Annotated in this window: 16 protein-coding genes; 2 read left to right on the forward strand and 14 right to left on the reverse strand. The window is 36.1% G+C overall.

Going from position 1 to position 18,778, the window contains the following annotated elements; genetic code table 11:
* The first annotated feature begins 55 nt into the window (after positions 1-55).
* The gene (locus D9782_RS21400) at positions 56-2,074 is read left to right on the forward strand and encodes a penicillin-binding transpeptidase domain-containing protein (RefSeq protein WP_121605685.1); all 2,019 of its coding nucleotides are present in this window, start codon (positions 56-58) and stop codon (positions 2,072-2,074) included.
* 516 nt (positions 2,075-2,590) lie between these two features.
* Here D9782_RS21400 and D9782_RS21405 read toward each other — a convergent pair.
* The 10 genes from D9782_RS21405 to pxpB form a co-directional block, all read right to left on the reverse strand.
* Positions 2,591-3,040: an IDEAL domain-containing protein gene (locus tag D9782_RS21405; RefSeq protein WP_121605686.1), complete on the reverse strand. Its 450-nt coding sequence runs from the start codon at positions 3,038-3,040 to the stop codon at positions 2,591-2,593.
* A gap of 303 nt (positions 3,041-3,343) precedes the next feature.
* On the reverse strand, positions 3,344-3,697 hold the full coding sequence (locus D9782_RS21410) for a DUF779 domain-containing protein (RefSeq protein WP_026682041.1): 354 nt from the start codon (positions 3,695-3,697) through the stop codon (positions 3,344-3,346).
* Between the two features lie 36 nt (positions 3,698-3,733).
* Positions 3,734-5,257: an acetaldehyde dehydrogenase ExaC gene (locus D9782_RS21415; RefSeq protein ID WP_121605687.1), complete on the reverse strand. Its 1,524-nt coding sequence runs from the start codon at positions 5,255-5,257 to the stop codon at positions 3,734-3,736.
* 248 nt (positions 5,258-5,505) lie between these two features.
* Positions 5,506-5,688: a cold-shock protein gene (locus D9782_RS21420; RefSeq protein WP_026682043.1), complete on the reverse strand. Its 183-nt coding sequence runs from the start codon at positions 5,686-5,688 to the stop codon at positions 5,506-5,508.
* Positions 5,689-5,933: 245 nt separating this feature from the next.
* Positions 5,934-6,677: a Cof-type HAD-IIB family hydrolase gene (locus D9782_RS21425; RefSeq protein ID WP_026679927.1), complete on the reverse strand. Its 744-nt coding sequence runs from the start codon at positions 6,675-6,677 to the stop codon at positions 5,934-5,936.
* A gap of 16 nt (positions 6,678-6,693) precedes the next feature.
* The gene (locus D9782_RS21430; protein WP_308036035.1) at positions 6,694-7,881 is read right to left on the reverse strand and encodes an MDR family MFS transporter; all 1,188 of its coding nucleotides are present in this window, start codon (positions 7,879-7,881) and stop codon (positions 6,694-6,696) included.
* Positions 7,882-7,964: 83 nt separating this feature from the next.
* Entirely contained in the window at positions 7,965-8,156 is a 192-nt protein-coding gene (locus tag D9782_RS23240; RefSeq protein ID WP_162986484.1) for a hypothetical protein, read from the reverse strand.
* A gap of 241 nt (positions 8,157-8,397) precedes the next feature.
* Positions 8,398-9,342, reverse strand: coding sequence for a 5-oxoprolinase subunit C family protein (locus D9782_RS21435; protein WP_226983543.1), 945 nt, complete (start codon positions 9,340-9,342; stop codon positions 8,398-8,400).
* Positions 9,343-9,370: 28 nt separating this feature from the next.
* On the reverse strand, positions 9,371-10,126 hold the full coding sequence (locus D9782_RS21440; RefSeq protein ID WP_026679930.1) for a LamB/YcsF family protein: 756 nt from the start codon (positions 10,124-10,126) through the stop codon (positions 9,371-9,373).
* Positions 10,126-10,854, reverse strand: coding sequence for a 5-oxoprolinase subunit PxpB (gene pxpB / locus D9782_RS21445; RefSeq protein WP_026679931.1), 729 nt, complete (start codon positions 10,852-10,854; stop codon positions 10,126-10,128). The genes D9782_RS21440 and pxpB overlap by 1 nt, the downstream gene beginning before the upstream one ends.
* 263 nt (positions 10,855-11,117) lie before the next feature.
* Between pxpB and D9782_RS21450 the strand changes: the two genes are divergently transcribed.
* Positions 11,118-12,761 (forward strand): SLC13 family permease, encoded by a 1,644-nt coding sequence (locus D9782_RS21450; RefSeq protein WP_121605688.1) that lies wholly within the window; start codon positions 11,118-11,120, stop codon positions 12,759-12,761.
* 191 nt (positions 12,762-12,952) lie between these two features.
* On the opposite strand, the gene D9782_RS21455 is transcribed toward D9782_RS21450, so the two are convergent.
* From D9782_RS21455 to D9782_RS21475, 4 genes are all read right to left on the reverse strand, one after another.
* On the reverse strand, positions 12,953-13,135 hold the full coding sequence (locus D9782_RS21455) for a hypothetical protein (RefSeq protein ID WP_026679932.1): 183 nt from the start codon (positions 13,133-13,135) through the stop codon (positions 12,953-12,955).
* A 761-nt stretch (positions 13,136-13,896) separates the two neighbouring features.
* A complete protein-coding gene (locus D9782_RS21460) occupies positions 13,897-15,099 on the reverse strand; it encodes a CynX/NimT family MFS transporter (protein WP_121605942.1) in 1,203 nt (400 codons plus the stop codon).
* 1,234 nt (positions 15,100-16,333) lie between these two features.
* Entirely contained in the window at positions 16,334-16,408 is a 75-nt protein-coding gene (locus D9782_RS24005) for a putative holin-like toxin (RefSeq protein ID WP_371414017.1), read from the reverse strand.
* Between the two features lie 420 nt (positions 16,409-16,828).
* The gene (locus D9782_RS21475) at positions 16,829-18,778 is read right to left on the reverse strand and encodes a lipoteichoic acid synthase (protein ID WP_121605690.1); all 1,950 of its coding nucleotides are present in this window, start codon (positions 18,776-18,778) and stop codon (positions 16,829-16,831) included.

Genomic DNA, 18,778 nt, shown 5'->3' on the forward strand with positions numbered 1-18,778 from the left:
ATCCATGTTGCTTCTCGTTCATAAGATAGAGTAGATAATAATTAGGGGGGAAATGATGAGAAAAGCAATAGTTATCGCTTTTGTTACGCTTATTGCACTGCTTACAGCATGTTCAGCGGACAAAGCTACACCAAATGATCGTTTTAATTCATACGTAGAAAAATGGAATAAACAAGAATTTGCAGATATGTATAAGATGTTAAGCTCCGATACTACTGATACATATCCAACAGATCAATTTGTTGATCGCTATAAAAAGATTTATGAGGACTTAAATGTCTCAAAATTGCAGGTGGAATTTGATAAGTTAGATAAAGATTCACTTGAGAAAGCAATGGATCAAGGAAAAGCAACCATTCCCTTTAACGTAAGCATGGAAACGATTGCTGGTCCGGTTTCTTTTGACTATAAAGCAGAACTTGTGCAACAGGGTGAAGATAAAGAAGAAAACTGGTATATTTCATGGGATCCTGGTTTTATTTTTCCTGAAATAAAGGATGGCGGAGAAATTAGTATTACATCTACAGCACCAGTCCGCGGGGAAATTCGTGATCGAAACGACATGCCATTAGCTATGAACGACACCATATATACTATTGGGATTGTCCCAGAAAAACTAGGAGCATCAGCAGAACAAAACAAGAAAAAAATTGCAAATTTACTAGGTGTCTCCGTCGAATCAATAAACGAATCTCTCAACGCAAGTTGGGTGGAGCCAAACTTATTTGTTCCAATAGCCAAAATTGCAAAAACAGATCAAGAACTTTGGAATAAATTAGTAGCAATTGATGGTATTACAAGACAAGAATCTACTGGCCGTGTGTATCCTGGAGGTGAAGCAACTGGCTCTTTAGTTGGGTATATTGGACAAATTACAGCAGAAGAACTGAAAGAAAAAGATCCTGGTACGTACGATGCTAATTCTGTAATAGGCAAACGCGGACTTGAAGAGTTATATGAAAAACAGTTAAGAGGGGAAAAAGGAATAAAAATTATAGTTACAAACGACAATGAAGAAGAAAAAGTACTTGCAGAAACAGCTGTAAAGAATGGAGAAAATATAAAACTGACCATCGATATTAATATTCAAGAAAAAGTATATGAATCCTTTAATGGAGATATGGGAACTGCAGCAATCATACATCCGAAAACAGGTGAAACGCTTGGATTAATTAGTAGCCCTTCTTTTGATCCAAACGAAATTCTTTACGGAACAGAACCTAATCTCTGGGAGAAACTTGAAAATGACGAAAGAAATCCACTATTAAATCGTTTCTATTCAACATTCGCTCCTGGTTCGGTTTTAAAACCGATAACAGCAGCAATTGGCTTAAAGAATGGCTCAATCGATCCAGATGAAGGTTTAGAAATCAAAGGAAAAACTTGGGGTAATGGTGAAGGATGGGGTGATTATAAAGTTACAAGAGCGTCCACATCAAACGGTCCAGTTGATTTACACGATGCGTTAGTTAGGTCGGATAATATCTATTTTGCGATGCAAGCTGTTGAAATGGGAGCCAAAGCCTATGAAAAAGGGCTAAAATCATTTGGATTTGGAGAAGAACTGCCGTACGAATACCCTATTACTCCATCGTCTATTTCATCTTCCGGTAAACTAGATGATGAAGTTCTATTGGCAAATTCCAGTTATGGGCAAGGTGAGTTAGAAATGAGTTCAATTCACTTAGCAGCAGCATATACTGTGTTTTTAAACGAAGGGAATATGATAAAGCCTACACTTTTAACTAGTGAAGATACATCACAATATTGGAAAGAAGATTTACTATCACCGGAACAAGTCAATCGTATTAAAAATGACTTGCGAGATGTAGTTCAAAATGGAACAGCAAAGAAATACGGAAAAAATAGCGCAATCCCTATTTCTGGAAAAACAGGAACAGCAGAGTTAAAGCTAACTAGTGAAGGTTCAGGTGAGGAAAATGGTTGGTTTGTTGGTTACCCCACCGAATCTGAGGATATACTCATTGCTATGATGATTGAAGAGACAAAGGAACGAGGCGGAAGTGGTTACACTACTAAAAAAGTAGTGGACCTCTTAAATAAAATGAAATAAAGGTTTTGTTTCCCTACTGATTGTTCGTACCACAAGGGTATGACCTAAATGCCTTTGAATCAATCGACATTTACTGGCAGTCGATCCCCCACTAATCCATATTGGTTTCTCTTTTTTGCTTGAAGTGAGGGATTACTGCCAGTTATATATGGGATAAAAGTGAAAGAGATTGGACAGAAAATATTTAGCAGAATCATACTGTTATTCTTTCATTGTACTAATAAATATGGGAGGTACTTTCCGGAGAAATTGCCACAGTTAACGCTGATTAAGTGAACTTCGTCTTTGCCCTTTAATCTTCGGACTAATGCCATATCTGTATGTGTCCTCCATACTTCCGCTGCTATGATTACCTTACCATTATATCTATTTCTTTCTGTAGAAATAAGCACCACTTCCAAACATGGAGCAAAAAACCCCAAACACTATCCGGATATAGCTATGTATACGGACAATAGTTCGATACTTCTTTATATTAAACGCTTATGTCTCCCCCTATTCTTTTATTACTTCATACTATAAAAGCCTTAGCAGTTCCCTAAAAGCTTTTTCATCTCTATGATCAAGCGCCTGGTCTATTAATCGTTTAATATTTAGCTGTTCTAGCTCATCTATGACAAGATCAATTGAATAGTTAGATTGCTTGTGCCTGGTTAATGTCTGATTTCGTGGTGGTTCTGTAGATCGTAAAACAGCATTAACTTTCTCTCTAAACCTTGGCAACTTCAGCAGATCTTCCATCTTTATGTAGATAACACTTGAGTTATGTTGAAAGGCAAATAGCATTCTCCTATTTTCAACTTGAAACGTACTTCGGTTAATTTTTATTTCCTTTTCTGCTATCGGAATAAATTGATATGGAGCACCTTGAATCGAAATTATGAACCTTGCATTACGTAAATTCACTAGAATATACTTCATACAAATTTTAATACTAGTGGGCCTAAAGTTCTTAACATGTACCATTCCAATGCCTCCTTATTGAATCCGATTACCTACGTTCTTATAAAAGAACATCACAATAAGTATAATCGAGAATACAAGGAAATTAAACCGGTAAATGTACGATTCATCAACTTTATTAAGAACATTTTCTTGATTATTCATTATTTTTCTAAGTATTCCTTAAAATCGCAACTTTATGACTATTAAATAATTAATACTAGTATTTTATTCTCAACAAATTATCCTCCCAATTCTATTTCCTTTGTTTTAATTAACATAAAAGAATGGTTACGTACCAAAATCACTGTACGTAACCATTCTTACTTAACTTAATTCTGTTCTCTCTTCCTCAGAGAATACTCTGGACCGTGTCAAAAAACGTTTTCCTTCAGGTCCCTCCAGCGAAAACATTCCTCCTCTACCGTCAACAGCATCAATAATAAGTTGTGTATGTTTCCAATATTCATATTGATCTTTGGAGATATAAAATGGAGCTGCTCCTATATATCCAAGCAATATATCTGCTTCCCCTATTCGAAACTCATCCTTAGGATAGCACATTGGAGAGCTCCCATCACAGCATCCACCAGATTGGTGAAACATTAAATCCCCATGAATATCATGTAATTTTGTAATTAATTCAAGGGCATCTTCCGTTGCTATAACGCGTTCTACCACTTCATCACCCCATTATTTATCAACGTGCATTATCCATTAGAATAATCCAGCAGCTCCTTCACTATAGCTGACTAGCAAATTTTTTGTCTGCTGGTAATGATCAAGCATCATTAAATGATTCTCTCTACCAATTCCAGACTTTTTATACCCACCAAATGCGGCATGAGCCGGATACTGATGATAACAATTCGTCCAAACTCTACCAGCTTCAATTCCACGCCCAAAGCGATATGCAGTGTTTATATTACGTGTCCATATACCCGCACCCAAGCCGTATAGTGTATCATTTGCTATAGACATTGCTTCTGCTTTGTCTTTGAACGTAGTGACTGATAATACTGGTCCGAATATTTCTTCTTGGAAAACACGCATATTATTTTGCCCTTTAAAGATAGTAGGTTCTACATAATAGCCGTTTTTTAATTCTTCATTTTCTAATTTATTTAGATTTCCACCAATTAATACTTCAGCACCTTCTTGCTTACCAATATCTAAATAGGATTGGATTTTTTCCAACTGTTCTTGAGAAGCCTGTGCCCCCATCATCGTCTCTGTATCCAATGGATGACCAATCTTTATTTGTTTCACTCGATGAATTGCACGCTCAATAAATCTTTCGTATATTGCTTCATGTACTAGCGCTCTGGAAGGACATGTACAGACTTCCCCTTGGTTAAGGGCAAACATAACAAACCCCTCGATCGCTTTATCTAAAAATCCATCATCTGCATCCATCACATCTTCAAAGAAAATGTTCGGAGACTTACCTCCAAGTTCTAATGTTACTGGAATAATATTTTCCGAGGCATATTGCATAATTAGCCTTCCCGTCGTCGTTTCTCCAGTAAATGCTATTTTAGCAATTCTACTATTCGATGCTAAAGGTTTGCCTGCCTCTACTCCAAAACCATTTACTACATTAACTACTCCTGGCGGAAGTAAATCTTTTACTAACTCTAACCAAACATGTATAGAAGCTGGTGTTTGTTCAGCAGGTTTAATAACCACGCAATTTCCTGCCGCCAAAGCCGGGGCTAACTTCCATGTAGCCATTAATAAAGGAAAATTCCAAGGAATAATTTGCCCAACAACACCTAGAGGTTCATGAAAATGATAAGCAATTGTATCATGATCAATTTGGCTAACGCCGCCCTCTTGTCCTCTAATTACACCAGCAAAGTATCGAAAATGATCAATGGCTAGCGGTATATCAGCTGCTAATGCCTCTCTAACCGCCTTCCCATTATCCCAGGTTTCCGCAACTGCTAGCATTTCTAAGTTTTCTTCCATTCGATCAGCAATCCTATTTAATAGTAACGCACGCTCTGCTACAGAAGTTTTCCCCCAGGTGTCCTTCGCATTATGAGCTGCATCAAGAGCCGATTCTACATCTTCCTTTGTAGATCTAGCAACCTCACAGAATACTTCACCTGTGACTGGACTTACATTTTCAAAATACTTCCCTTTTACAGGTGAACGATATTCCCCACCTATAAAATTATCGTACTTACTCTGAAAGTTGACCAAAGCACCAGCTGAATTAGGGTTTGCATATCTCATATTATTCCTCCTTTATAGAAAACGCTTACAATTTATGTAGATCTAAGTTGTACTTATATAAAAAGTATAACAATTAATTCTAAATTATACCAATAATTGAATAACTATTTAATAAGAACAACAGCGCAAGCGGCAGATTTATCCACATGGGCTAATTTTATAATTTCCTAAACTAAGAAAAAAGCCTTGATTAATCAATAATCAAGGCTTAATACCGAACTCATATATCCGGAGATACTAAAGCATGCTTATTTTACTTCAGGAAGAATTCTTATTTCCTGCTTCATGGATGACTGACATAACGGACATTTCGGTTCATCCTCAAAGCTGTATGATTCCCTCATCCACCCCTGGCAATCATCGCTTATGCATGACCAGACATTTGTCTCCACTTCTTGAACCGGTTCTTTCGGTCCTCGTGAGAATGACATGAAAGCATCTCCTTTCTTGTAACACTTCTATTATACGCTTTTCTAACAAATAAAGAAAGACCCCTGACTGTCTATGAGGCTTGGACTATACCTTAACAGCTATAACCCGATTCATTTGCTCTATACTATATTCTATGTTAGATGTTGGAAAGTTATTCATAATTATCCAACATCGCTAGAACCACGGTTTTTTTAATACGACGTAAAAGAATAACGATCCAAAATATGGATCGTTATTCTACTTTTTATAGCACAAAGCGATGAATTGCTTTTGCTACACCATCATTATTATTCGTATCCGTTACATAATTAGCTGCTTGCTTTATTGCATCCTGTGCATTCCCCATAGCAACACCGATGCCAGCTTCCTGGATCATTTTCATGTCATTTAAGCTATCTCCTACAGCCATAATTTCTTTCATTGAGATACCAATTTTTTCACAAACTGTTTCCAATGCACTAGCCTTACTAACACCTTTTGGATTAACCTCCATATTAGTCGGTAATGAATTCGTCAATTCCAACCCTTCTATGTAAGATAGCTGCTTCATCATTTCACTAAGCCTTGACTCATTATAAGATTCACATCCGAATTTCAACCATTTATGATCATAAAAGTTATCTGGTGCTGAATCACGATAAACTCCTTCTGTGGAAATCATCCATATCGATAAACCAATTTCTTTTGCTAAAGTATACATTTTTTCTATTTTCTCCGGTTTCAGTAGATGCTGTTCTACTAATTCCTTATTAACTGTCCATATTTCTCCACCATTTGCTGTAACTAAATAAGAAGTTAACTTTAGCGATTCTGCGTATGGATGACAGGATTGCAGCCAGCGTCCTGTACTTAACACCACATGCACATCTTTCGCTAAGGCTTCAGCAATTGCTTCACGAGTTGCTTCTGACACCTCATGCTCACTATTTAAAAGTGTCCCATCCATATCCAATGCAATTAATTTAATTTCTGTTTTTATTTCTGACATGTAGCATCCTCCATTATTAACTTTGTCTTTTCATACGGATATTTCGATCATACACAAAAGTTGTCATATAAGGAATTAAAAGCAAGAACAACAATACAAAAAATAAGATCTCGATATTAAATATGTCTACAACGAAACCGCCGAACACAGGCCCAACCATCCTACCCGTAGCTCCTATACTATTAACGATTCCTTGGTAGAAACCAGTCCTTCCTTTGGGAGCTAATTCATTAGCTAATGATGGTATAGCTGGCCAAACAAGCATTTCTCCAATAGTTAATATAATCATTGCCAAAGCAAACATACTAAAGGTATCTGAAACCATTGCGATGATAAATGAAATTAGTAAGATGGTGTTTCCTATATAAATATGCATTTTCTCCGATGTTACTTTGCTTGTAATCCATTTTAACAGAGGTTGACCAAGAACGATAAGAAATCCATTTATAGCCCATAAAGAACTATAAAGTTCTAACGGAATATCAAGGTCCTGGGTATAGGAAGCAATCGTCGATTGCCATTGACTATAAGCAATCCACGTAATTAAAAAACCACTACATAAAATAAATAGCGCAATAAATGCTGCTTTATTCTTAATCTTACCTCGCTGTTCAATAATTGTTGTATGCATCTGTCTATCTCTTTCTTTATCCATATGCTTAAACGTTAGCAGGACAATAAGGAAAAAACTGATAAAGAGAAAGGCATTAGCAAAAAATATATAGTTGAAAGAAATACTTGCAACATATCCACCAATTGTTGCTCCCAATGCCACCCCTAAATTTTGTGCTACATAAATTGCGTTAAACGCACGTCTCCCTCCTTCTTGCCAAAGTGATCCAGCCATTGCAAACATAACTGGCCATGTAATACCTGTTCCAAAACCAATCATGATGAGAAAAATAGAGTAAAATAAAATATTGTGATGTAAGAAGGTCATAGCGATTGAGGCAGCCACTGCTAGACCAGTACCGTATAGAATTGTCTTGTAGGCACTAAATTTATCAAACAAAGCTCCACCAATTAGATTACCCGCGATGGATGCTCCTTGGTTAAACATTAAAATAAACCCTGCAAAAGCAAGACTTTTACCGAGCTCATTATGCATATATATTGTATTCAACGGCCATAAGAATGAGGCTCCCGTTACATTAACTGTTGTCGCTATCACCAATAGCCATATTTGCTTTGGCATATGCATCATCTCACTGTCTCTTGTATTATCTAAGCTATTTTAATACATTTCGAGAGACGAAGCAATTAACATTTTAAAAATTATTGTAAAGTTTATTTTAATCGCCTCATTCGTACAACAGACAACAACATTGTAATTAGAAAAACTCCAATAATTACAGAAGTAAACCTACTACCTATGTCATTTTGGTTTATCGCAGATATCCTATAATAATCGTTAGTACCAATATGGTTACCACCAATTCCAAATGTAAGTTCCTCATGACTAGCTGGGCCTCGCGGCATGGTCTATACACATTATACAGCCTTATTATATATTCAGTTACCAGAAACTATTCCGATGCATAACTGGCAGTATTACCCCTACTTCAAGCAATAAAGTGAAATCACTATTGGTAAGTGGGAGATAAACAAAACTTTCACTGATTGAAGTTTTACTTTATTATTCTATTATAGCGTTTAACGTATTCACACTCGTTATTAGAATTTCTATTCTATTAACTTTTTACAACGCCAGTAAGTTTCATTACATAAATTGACGAAAGGTTTGCAATTGATATAACTCTCTTTCTTTTCTTTTGATTCGCTTTTGTGCTTCTTCAACAGAAACCGGATAAAAACCTATTTTCCCCTTGGGAACAAGCTGGGCGATCTTAGGAATATCATTACTGATTACCGTTCCAATACGTGGATATCCACCTGTTGTTTGCCTATCTGCCATTAGAATAATTGGCTGACCATTCGGAGGAACCTGTATACCACCAAATGGAACAGCATCTGTCCAACTATTTACCTCTTTACTTGTAGGAATCATTTGCGAATGTAAACGATAGCCCATTCGATTTGAATTTGGTTCTACGATATGTAATTGTTTAAAAAATATCGCTCTTGATTCCTCAGTAAAATGATTCATATGTGGTCCTTCAATAACTGCAACACTAACCACACTAGAGTATGTTGGTATTAGTGAATTTGCCAATTTAATTTTCCGTTTCACATATAAGGGAATTCCTTTGATTACGCTCATATGCTCTAATGTTTGTCCAAAGCCGTTTTGTACATCAACCGACTTACTACCAAAATAGGATGGACAATCGAATTCACCAGCCATAGCAATATAAGCGCGAACACCGTTCCTAGATGCTCCAAATGACAGAATATCTCCTTTATGCATAGGAACAGCACAATACAGAGGTGCTTCTTCACCGTTAATTTTTGCTTGTAAATCTGCACCTGTTATAGCAATGGTTAATTCTGTACAGGCTTCCAATGTTGGACCTATTAAAGTCACTTCTAAGCAAGCTTTATTCCTTAAATTTCCGACAAGAATATTGGCTAATTGACAGGCGTATTGATCCATTGCTCCAGATACAGGAACACCGAATTGCTGATATCCAATTCTTCCTAGATCCTGAAAAGATGTAAAAATGCCAGGCTTATGCACCTTAAATACTATTTCACTACAAATCAACAGAAACACTCCCAAAATATTCTTTTCGTCATAAATGTGCTATGGATACCCCAATATTCTTCAACATCTGATGAAGAGCTTTAGCAAAAGTGAGGGCATAGCTCCCGTCACCATGGATACAAACAGTATCTGCATCAATCTTAATTAAAGATCCATCTGTTGCCTCTACGTTATTCTCTAAAACTATTCTCTTAACCTGCTGAATGGCCTCATCCACATTCTCAATAATCGCATTAGTTTCTGTTCTAGGTGTTAAGCTTCCATCTGATTGGTATGTTCGATCAGCAAACACTTCAGACGCAACCCTTAACCCAACCTCTTTTCCCGCTTTAATTAGTTCACTATTTGCCAAACCAATAAGCACAAGGTTTGGGTCAAACTGATACACAGCTTGTGCTATTGTAGAAGCAATTAATCTGTCACGTGCTGCCAAGTTATATAATGCACCATGCGGTTTTACATGGTTTAGCTTCACTTCATGAATCTTGCAAAATGCGCTAAGGCTACCAAGTTGATAGATAACTATCTGATAAATCTCCTTGCTGGAAAATTCCATCATTCGACGTCCAAACCCAGCAAGATCTGGAAAACCAGGGTGTGCCCCAATAGCAATATCAAATTGTTTAGCTAATCTAACCGTTTTATTCATGACAAATGGATCACCTGCATGCATTCCACAAGCTATATTTGCTGAACTAATAAATGTTATTATTTCCTTATCAACACCAACTGTATATGCTCCAAAGCTTTCACCCATATCACAATTTACATCAATAGTGAGCATTATCTACGTACCTCCTTACTGAAAACCTCATAGCTACCTTGCTTCATCTTCTCCACAATGTCATCATATTCTTGATGCGATATAGAAAAAAATTTAATTCTATCTCCTGCCTCAAATAGAAAAGCATTTTGTTGGAAATCAGGATGAAACAGCTTAACCGGTGTTTTCCCTATAATGTTCCATCCCCCAGGGGACTGCACCGGATAAATCCCTGTTTGTCTTGATGCAATACCAACAGATCCAGCCTCAACATATGGTCTTGGTATATCCAATCGTGGCGTGACAAGTTGATCATGTAAACCACCTAAATAAGGAAATCCTGGTAAGAACCCAAGCATATAAATTAAATATTCAGGTTGTTGGTGATAGAACTTTACTTTTTCTATAGATAGGTGATTAAAATTAGCGACTCTTTGCAAATCCGGACCATATTTGTCTCCATATACAACAGGCACATGAAATATACGAACTGTTACATCATCATGTTCGATCGGCTCATTAATCAACTGGTTTACTTTTTGCTTTAATCGTTGAAATGAAATACATATGGGCTGATAATAAATTGTAATTGAATTATAAGCAGGAACCCATTCCACTACCCCTAATATAGAGGCAACTGATAGCTTCTTACATATAGATCGAATAGTTTTATTCATTCGCTCTGAAACCTCTCCACCTAGTAATAACTTTAAAGCGTTATCACCAACTGCCTTGAAACTATATTCCATTAACCATTCCTCCGAAAATTCAGTTATTTAAATGATAGCATATTTTAAAGTGGTTCATTACCTTGGTTTTTAATGAAAGCGTAATCATTATTACTTGAATCCAATTAATTCCATCCATATAATAAGAATATCAAGCTTCCATTTATCTGTTAATATATATAATCTAATTCTATCTCTTAGTGAATTATGTCCCTTACCAACAACCTAAAACGAGAAATCTAATACTCTGTTTTACTAGCAATTATATATAAGGAGGTTATTAAATGATTTCAACTACATGGGACTGGATGTGGAAAAAACATGATGAATTAAAGGAAGCCTTCTTTCTCTTTGTAAAGCCTCACCCATCTAAGTTAACTAGCGAAAAGACAACTAATTCAACTGATTATTCTAGTAGTAATAATAATGGGAAACATCGATACAATAGACCAGCACAAAAAGCTGGTTTAATACTTGGCCCTTTATTATTTATAGTAATGTTGCTATTTTTTTCTCCTAAAGGATTGGCTTGGGAAGGAATAGCAATACTTGCAAGTACCGTTTGGATTGCTGTCTGGTGGATGACAGAGGCAATACCTATCCCTGTAACGTCACTACTCCCAATTATACTATTCCCGATGACAGGCGGGTTAGATATCGGGACTACTACATCTTCATATGGCAGCGATACTATTTTTCTATTTATGGGAGGTTTTATGATAGCATTGGCTATGGAAAAATGGAATCTGCATAGACGAATTGCATTAACAATCATTTCCTTGATTGGTACGAATACAAACCGAATCGTATTAGGGTTTATGGTATCCACCGGATTCCTCTCTATGTGGATATCTAATACTGCTACAGCAATGATGATGGTTCCAATTGGATTGGCTATTATCTATCAAGTGTCAGATGCTTTAAAAGAAGATCCGTCTATCGATACATCAAAAGACAATTTTGCATTTGGAAAAGCATTGATGCTTAGCATCGCTTATTCTGCCTCCATTGGCGGGGTTGCAACGTTAATTGGTACGCCACCGAATGCTGCACTTGCAGGAGTTATTAATGAGATGTATGACATTCAACTATCCTTTTCTACTTGGATGCTATTTGGTGTTCCAATCGCTTGGGGATTTATCTTTATCATTTGGTTTTATCTAGTCAGAATTGCATTTCCACTTAAGCTGAAGGAACTTCCAGGAGGTAAATCTGTTATTACAAAAGAAAAGCAAAAGCTTGGAAACGCCTCATCAGAAGAAAAAGCTGTATTTACTATATTTGTTCTTACTGCCCTTGCGTGGATCACACGTAGCTTTGTGTTAGCAGAATTAAACCAAAATATAAATGATGCCATTATTGCAGTGGCTGCAGCAATCATTCTATTCATCATTCCTTCTAAAAATAAACAAGGTGATTTCTTATTGGATTGGAATACAGCTGTCAAATTACCTTGGGGAATTTTGCTATTGTTTGGAGGAGGCTTGGCTATTGCAGCAGGCTTTACACAATCAGGGCTTACGGAATGGATTGGTACACAGTTAATCACATTACAAGGAATTCATATTTTTATTGTCCTACTTGTTATTACTGCATTAGTCATTTTTTTAACAGAAATCACTTCGAATACAGCAACTGCCAATATGATGTATCCAATTATGGCTGCACTTGCAATTGCACTTGGCGTCCATCCTTATGTTGTCATGATCGCTGCAGGAGTAGCGTCATCTTGTGCCTTTATGCTTCCTGTTGCAACACCACCTAATGCTGTTGTATTTGGAGCAGGCTATTTACGTATTCCAGATATGGCCAAAGCAGGAATCGTATTAAACCTTATTGGTATCGTTCTAGTTACAATAAGTGTTTACTTTTTACTCCCTTTAGTTTGGGGAATTCATCTTACCGAACTACCAGATTTCATGAAATAAAATGAAACTTCAATCCGTGGAAGTTTTGTTATCACCCACGGATTGTTAGTACCACAAGGATATGACCTAAAGGCCTTGGAAGCAATCGGACATTACTAGCAGTCGATCCCTCGCTTATCGCTATGGCCTAAGATGGGAATTACTGCCAATTATATGTGAGATAAAAAGAGAAAAGCACAGATATAATCGATTCACTTGTCCTCAATTTTTTTATCTCTTTTCCTAAGACCTTTCGGAAAGTTAAAAACGATAAGCATAATCCCTATAAATAAAATGCTATAGGCGATTATATTTGAAGTATCTTCATATATAAAATAGGCACCTACTGCAGTGAATACCCATCCGACTGCTTCCATAAGTAGATATCTAATCACAGCAAATCTCCTCTCTTTTATCTATTTCTAATAATAAAGTGAAACCTTCATCAGTGGGGGTTTTATTGCCAGTTATATGTGAGATAAAGTACTGAAGGTCTTTACAGTGAATACATATATAACTCGTAATATACCTATAAAAGTAATTAAAGCCATCCATATTCTCCCATATGGAGCAAGCACAGTGGTACTGCCTAGTGATCCTTCGATATAATAAGATACTAAAAATATAAGCTTGACACACTCCCTTTATGATGAGTAGTTTCCTCACTAACTGCTGTTGCCGTTAAAGAATGTGCTGTAAACAACCATAACAAGTAATACAGAGTCCTATTATCATAAGATGAGGTAGTTACTTAATGTCATTATCATACAAGTGCAAAGAATAATAATGCGTAAACTACGAACTCACTTTTAACCAAAGAGACAAGCAAGCCAACAAGTAATTAGTGAGCCTATTACTCTAATGATCGCATATCAGAAAAGGAATAATGGACCTAATTAAACAGAGCATACGAAAGATGGGGTCAGATAAAATCCAATAACGAATAATCCGATAATTGATCCAATAATTACAAACGACAAGGACAAACTTGCAACTGATACACGGACATCAAACGCGGTAACAAATATCAGTAGTATAAATTTGACGGCGTACATACTAGCAAAATAAAAAGAAGTGAACGCTAAGCGTATCGTTACCTTCCAGAAATAAAAATCGCAAATGCTATAAGCCTTCAGCACGGATGTCACAACCTACATTATTCATCAAACACATATTTATCCCGACCTGCTCCCATGCCAAATAATACTACAATGAGTGCTACACTAATCAACGTTACTAGCGGAATATTCCATGAATGGGTAACATCATACAAATAGCCAATAACAATTGGACCAAAAGCTGCTAAAACATACCCACACGATTGTGCCATACCTGATAACTCCGCTGCCTGTTTTCCGGTTCGTGCTCGCATACTAAGTAGAGTTAATGCTAACGCAAATGTTCCACTAAGAGCAAAACCAATTAAGATTGTACTAATAACCATGACGACAATAGATTCACCTAGTAATAAGCCTGTATACCCGCTTACTGAACAAAATCCCATTGCCAAGACTAAGCCACGTTGTGATTTAAATTTACCAGCTAATACAGGAACGAGAAAACTAGCCGGTAACCCTATAAACTGTAAAAAAGATAACATCCATCCTGCAGCAGCTATACTAATGCCATAATCATGAAGTATTTCGGGCATCCATGAAATCGTCACATAGAACAAAAAAGATTGAAATCCCATAAATGCTGCTACTTGCCACGCTAAAGAAGACTTCCAGATACGGTTATCTGCAGCAGATTCAAAATGATATACCTGCTGTTTTGTAGGATTCCTGCGAACAAGATAAACCCATACACCAATTCCTATTAAAGCTGGAGTTGCCCAAACGAACAAGGCCACTTGCCAGCCTAATCCAAGTCCTTGAGCAATTGGTACACTTAGCCCTGAAGCTGTAGCAGCAAATATTCCCATTGCAGTGGAATAGATACTTGTCATAACAGCGACCTTTGCAGGATACTTTTCCTTAATGACACCAGGAAGAAGAACATTACATATCGCTATTCCTATACCAATGAGCAATGTTCCGCTGAAAAGCAAAAAAACTGTTGATAAGGAACGAATACTGATACCTATAAAAAGTAGAATTAAACCAAGTAACATGACTCGTTCATTCGTTAAACGATTTCCTAACTTTGGAACAATTGGAGACATAACAGCAAAAGCAATTAACGGCAAACTGGTTAATAGTCCTGCACTCCCATTTGAAAGTCCCAAGCTATCCCTTATTGTGCCAATAATTGGACCAACAGATGTAATAGACGGCCGTAAATTAAATGCTACAATAATAATTCCAAATACGAGAAGAAAACGATATACATTCGTTGTTTGTTCTTTCGATTGATGCATTTCCAACTAGAGGTGCTCCCTTCATAAATATATCCTTTCCTTAATATAGCATATCTCTACAAACACTATAAGCAGGAGATATTCATTCTCAAAATTAAAAACCTACAGGTCGGTACAATTATCGTTTGTTCTATGTTAAAAGGGAATGGATATAAATAAAGAGAACTTCAATCAGTGGGGCTTTTACTGCCAGATAGTATATGAGATAATTCACGTTGAAATAATGCCGAATACTAATATGATGCTTCATCAAAATCTGAAATATGACAGAGACTTTCCACCAAACGGCATCTACTAACATCCAACCAAAATTTGCTTAGACAAGTGGATCATCAGACTCGTGCTATCCTCGTATAACCCAGCCATTTCTAATGTCCAATAAAAAACCGGACTACGCTCCGGATATTTGTATCCTTAGATTATAGTTCGGCTATACCTTTATTTCCTTTGTCTTCATGAATCAATTAGTTAAAACATATGTACTTATCCATTCAAGCTGACATACAACCATTTTAGACTGAACTCTCTCCATATATTTACAGCAACACAAGTAATTGAATTCATTTGATGAAAATATTAATTGTTTTTTATGATAGGGAGAAAAACAACTTGCTATATGATTTTTTGGAAGTAAATTTTTCTCTGCTTGATGTTCAGAAAGCATATATCTAGACTTGTTCATATAATCCTCCTTATTCATTCCCCCTTTTTTGTAAGAACAGGTTGTACATAGTAGAGGTATTACAATTTATTTAATTCTAAAATAAACCTCCTATCCATTAATAATTCTAAATATCTAAGACTATATACTCATTATCTCATAGTAGTCAAGCATTTTAAATTTTGACATTAATGTCGAATTGAAGGGTATATTACTAGTGACAAGCGTTTTATTTCGTCGAATTCAATCAATTGTTGTCATAAAATCAATGAAAATCATGATTTCATCTAAGCATTTTGACGAAGTCTGCAAATTTTGTTTATTTGTGACAAAATTATGAACTTTTTTCATAAACATGTTATAAGTTATACAACTATCATAATCACTAGGTGTTCATCCATTCTTGCTCCTGTTTAAATTCTGTGTATATGCTTGTTTTATGGTATACTATAGGTAGAATTATGCATATACTAAAAAGACCACAGCTGCAACTGTGGTCAAAGATAAGCAGTTCCCCTAGGGATCGGCTTTCCGCAAATAGGCCTCTCCATGCATGTAAGGCTAAAGGGAGGTCTATTTTTTATTGATGATCCGTATGATCAGAGTCAAGAAAGCTACCAAAAAGGTGCCAAACGAAAACATCACCATAAACACTTCATAAATGTTCAATTGGCTCACCCCCTCAGAAAAAAATAGGGCTAGCCGATTGTCCTAAAAGAACGTTATCTGTTAATTAGTATATCATACATTATAAAATAAATACCTCGAAACAGAACATTTGTTTGCATTTAATTTAGGTTTCCTTGCTATATGATATACACCAAGCATCTAATGCTTGTATAATTTATTGTATGTAACTTTTAACAGACGATGTAATGCATTTGGTAGGATTCTATGTTAAAATGGTTATTTGTTAATTTTTCAGATAATTATCAGGTCAAATTAAGTTCTTTCATAGCTACTGTAAAAAATGAGCATATACACCATATAGTTGTCCTACTCTTGATTTAGAAAATTATAACCTAAACAAAAAACTGGGAGGCTTAGTATAGTCTCCCAGTTTTTTCTTTATTCTTCTACCTTTGCATTTTCATCATCTGGTCCACCGTAGAAATACTCATTTTCATCTACAGGTTGCCAATCTTCATTTGGTGTATAGAAACGTAATAGGTCACCATACAACACTTCATCGGAAAGCTCTAGCTCCTTCATAACTGTCTCATGCATTTCTTTCATTTCTGGAGTAGGCTCTTCAATAACCTCTTTTGTTGCATTATCGTAGTATTTCCCATCAACATAACTATATTTTTCTGTCATAAAGTTACCATTACGAAATGGGACGAAATCTTTATGATCCTCTGAAAACATGTCTGTACCAAATTGAATGTAATCTCTGGCATCAATTCCTAAAATATGCAGTAGCGTTGGCATAACATCGATTTGGCCACTATATTCATGATTAATACCTTGCCCTTCTACTCCTGGCACCTTAATCATGAAGGGCACACGCTGTAAATCAGCATTTTTCAATGGAGTAATTTCTTCTCCAGTAATCTCGGCCATTGCCCTGTTATGGTTATCAGATATTCCATAGTGGTCTCCATAGATCATAATAATTGAGTCATCATATAAACCTGCTTCTTTCAAATCATTAAAGAATTGTTCTAACGATTCATCCAAATAGCGAGCTGTTTGGAAGTATCTGTCAACAGAACCATCTCCTGTTTCAGCTGGCTCAATACTTGCCTCTTCTTCATCAATGAGATACGGATGATGGTGAGTTAGAGTCATCATATGGGCATAAAATGGTTGATCCATTTCTTCAAGGTATTGCATTGATTCTTCGAAGAATGGTTTATCCTTTAAGCCATAATTAATAACATTTTCTTTACTCATATCAAAATACGCTTCATGATAAAACTCATCAATACCTAAGTGTTTATATACTTCATCACGATTCCAAAATGATTTACCATCTCCATGAAATACAGAACTTGTATAACCTTGTTGTTGTCCTAGTATAGCTGGTAGCCCTTGAAAAGTGTTACTACCTTTAGTAACAAAGGCTGCTCCTTGTGGTAACCCATATAATGAAGTATCTGTAATTAATTCTGCATCAGCTGTTTTACCTTGCTCTGTTTGATGGAAGAAGTTATCAAAATATGTGAAGCCTTTTTCCTGATCATGAACGAGAGAATTCAAAAATGGCGTAACTTCTTCTCCATGTAGCTTATAATCAATTAAGAATGATTGAAAAGACTCTAAATGAATTTTAATAATATTCTTTCCTTCACCCTTACCAAAATACGCTTCATTCGGTTCTGCATACTTCGATTTCGTGTAGTTCTCTACTTTTACGATGTCACTACTATCTGCTAGTACACGTCTAGTTGACGTTTTAGCACTTTGAATAGCATCATAAATGGTAAAGTTAAATGCTCCCAAATATTTCACTAAATAGTTTCTATCAAATGTTCTTTCTAATAACTGTGGACGGTCAGCTTCTGCTAATCCTAGATTAATAGTAAAAGCTAATACACCTGCAGCTAATACCATAAATGGCTTACGGAGTTGTATACGACTTACTGACCAACCTTTACGTATCGTGGTATACAATACGATTAGTAAAATGATATCGACTGCATACAGCAAATCATGCATTTGAGCTAAATCAGCAATACTTCCACCAATACTTCCAAAGTTATCTGTCTGCATTAACGTAGGAATGGTAATGAAATCACTATTGAAGCGATAGAACACGACGTTTGCATATAAGATAAATGAAAGAATTGCGTCTATTACGATAATCCATATTCCTGCTCTTCTACCTTTTGCAAATAAGGCTAGTCCGAGAAAAATTAATCCAGAACTGAGAGGATTAAAGAATAATAGAAATTCTTGCATTGCCCCACTTACACCTAGATTGAATTCAAATTTATATATCGTATACGTTTTTATCCAAAATAAAACCAGTGCAACCGCGAAGAACCCCATTTTTGTTGATACTAATTTCTTCAC

It is taken from the genome of Virgibacillus sp. Bac332 (genome assembly GCF_003667785.1).
GTDB lineage: Bacteria > Bacillota > Bacilli > Bacillales > Amphibacillaceae > Virgibacillus > Virgibacillus salarius.